Below are 2,637 nucleotides of genomic sequence, written 5' to 3'. Positions count from 1 at the left end.
GGCCTTCCTCAGCCAGTTCAAAAATCCAATCATCCTCATACTGCTTGTTGCAACCGGAATTTCGGCTGCAACAGGGGAGTGGATTGATGCGATGATCATCTTGGCCATCGTCTTGGCGAGCGCGACTCTCAGCTTTTATCAGGAATATACCGCGGGCAATGTCATAGCGGAACTCCGGGCGAAAGTGCAAGCTAAGTCCGTTGTCCTTCGCGATGGTAAGCCCATCGAGATTGCATCAAAAGAGGTAGTGCCGGGCGATATCATCAAACTTTCTACCGGCAGCCTCATTGTTGCGGACGGGGTTATTCTGAATAGCTCGAATTTATTCGTCAACCAGTCCATCCTCACCGGAGAATCCCAGCCATCCGAAAAGAAACCGGATAAAGTCGGTGAGGATGCCAGCCTGGAAGAACGCACTAACTGTGTTTACACGGGTACAAGTGTTCAAAGTGGAAACGCCACGATGTTGGTGGTGGAAACGGGAGCAAATACTGAATTCGGCCAGATCGCTGACAAACTATCTTTGCGTCCGCCGGAAACAGAATTTGAACGCGGCGTGCGGCGATTCGGCTATTTATTGACTGAAATCATGCTTGTCCTAACCCTTGTGGTTTTCGCAATCAACGTCATCATGAACAGGCCAGCCATCGAAGCCCTGCTTTTCTCGGTTGCCCTTGCAGTTGGGATCACGCCGCAGCTTTTGCCGGCAATCATCAGCATCACCCTTTCGAAAGGATCCCGCATCATGGCGAAGGAGGGGGTCATCGTCCGCCGGTTGACCGCAATCGAAAATTTTGGCAGCATGGATATCCTTTGCACCGATAAAACCGGAACCTTGACGGAGGGTGCCATCCGTCTTGATGGCGCGGCCGATGTAACAGGCCAGCCCTCCGATGAAGTGTTCCGGCTTGCGTATTTGAATGCAAGCCTTCAGACAGGTATGGCAAATACGCTGGACGAGGCAATCAGTGCATCCAAAGTTGTGGATGTCAGTGCCGTTAAAAAGCAAGGGGAAATCCCTTTTGATTTCAACCGGGAACGACTGAGCGTCATTGTTGAGGAAGACGGACAGTGCATGCTGATCGTGAAAGGGGCCTTGAACAGCATCCTCTCCATCTGCACGCGGGTTGAAATGGCTGGCTCAGAAAGCGCAATGAATGAAGAAATCTTGTCCGGCATCCAGAAACACTACGAAGAGTGGAGCGGTCAAGGAATCCGCATCATCGCGGTCGCCCAAAAAATGGTGACCATGCAGGGAAAATATACAGTTGAAGACGAAAAGGAAATGGTGCTGATGGGCTTTCTGCTCCTGTTTGACCATCCGAAAGCGGATGTTTCGCAGACCATTTCAGACTTGGCGCGTAAAGGGGTCAGTCTGCGAATAATCACTGGGGACAATAAGTTGATCGCCTTACACACTGCCAAGGCGGTAGGCCTGAACGTCTCGGGCGTACTGACCGGATCGGAACTGATGAGGCTGAGCGACGAAGCCTTGTGGGCTAAAATCGAAGCCACTACGGTCTTTGCAGAAGTGGATCCCAACCAGAAGGAGCGGATTATCCTCGCCCTGAAAAAGAAAAATCATGTGGTGGGCTATATGGGCGATGGCATCAACGATGTGCCGGCGCTGCATGCGGCAGACGTCAGCCTATCAGTGGACAATGCCGTTGATGTGGCCAAGGAATCCGCTGATTTCGTATTGATGGAAAAAAATCTGGAAGTACTGAGCCGTGGTATTGTGATGGGAAGGACAACCTTTGCCAACACGCTCAAATACATCCAAGTCACTACCAGCGCCAATTTCGGCAATATGTTCAGTATGGCGGGGGCATCCTTATTCCTGCCGTTCCTGCCGCTGCTCCCCAAACAAATTCTATTGATCAATTTTTTGAGCGATTTTCCTGCGATAACCATCGCCAACGATAGTGTGGATAATGAAACAGTGGAAAAACCGCTCAGATGGGATATCCACTTCATCCGTGATTTTATGTTTGTCTTCGGGTTTGTCAGTTCGGTTTTTGACTATCTGACATTTGCCCTCTTGTTCATCGGATTTGATGCCAAGCACGGACTATTTCAGAGCAGCTGGTTCACTTTTTCAGTGCTCACGGAATTGCTTGTGTTGTTGGTTATGCGTACACATAAGCGGTTCTATAGGAGCAAACCCGCCCCAATCCTGCTGTATTCATCGATCGTTGTGGGGATCATCACTTTGATGATCCCGTACCTGCCGTTCCATCAATACCTTGGCATTGAGCCGATCCAGCCGCTGCTTTTGCTGGCTTTGTTCCTTATCCTAGGCCTGTACGTGATCGTCACGGAAATCGCAAAATATTATTTTTATAAAACAAAGGCGAAGTCGGAATCCAAGAAAGCCGTCAAATAAGCAGAGCGGCTTCCAGTGCGGTGCAATCAGGGAGGTGGGATGAGCATGTTCGAAAATTTTTATTTTTTGCTCGGGATAGTAAACAGTTTACTTTTGATCACCATCTTTTTGCTTGTCAGGTATGCCAAAGCAACGCAGGTAGCGGTCGCGGGGAAAGTCTACTTGGCGTTGGCGGTCCCCGCAGTCATCGGAATCGTACTGGCGCAACAGCAGCAGAAACCGGTCCAGTACACGATATTCCTGGGCATCTT

The 2,637-nt window shown here is 50.0% G+C and carries 2 protein-coding genes; both read left to right on the top strand.

What is annotated here, in order from left to right; all coding sequences use genetic code 11:
- Positions 1-2,386 (top strand): magnesium-translocating P-type ATPase (gene mgtA, locus WBV27_RS10575; protein WP_424201892.1); only part of this gene is annotated, 2,386 nt, incomplete at its 5' end.
- Positions 2,387-2,431: 45 nt separating this feature from the next.
- A partial coding sequence (locus WBV27_RS10570; RefSeq protein WP_424201890.1) for a hypothetical protein occupies positions 2,432-2,637 on the top strand: 206 nt, incomplete at its 3' end.

Source organism: Trichococcus sp. (genome assembly GCF_049589555.1).
Classification (GTDB): domain Bacteria; phylum Bacillota; class Bacilli; order Lactobacillales; family Aerococcaceae; genus Trichococcus.
Note: the sequence above shows the minus strand (reverse complement) of the source record. Positions and strands in the feature narration are given on the sequence as shown.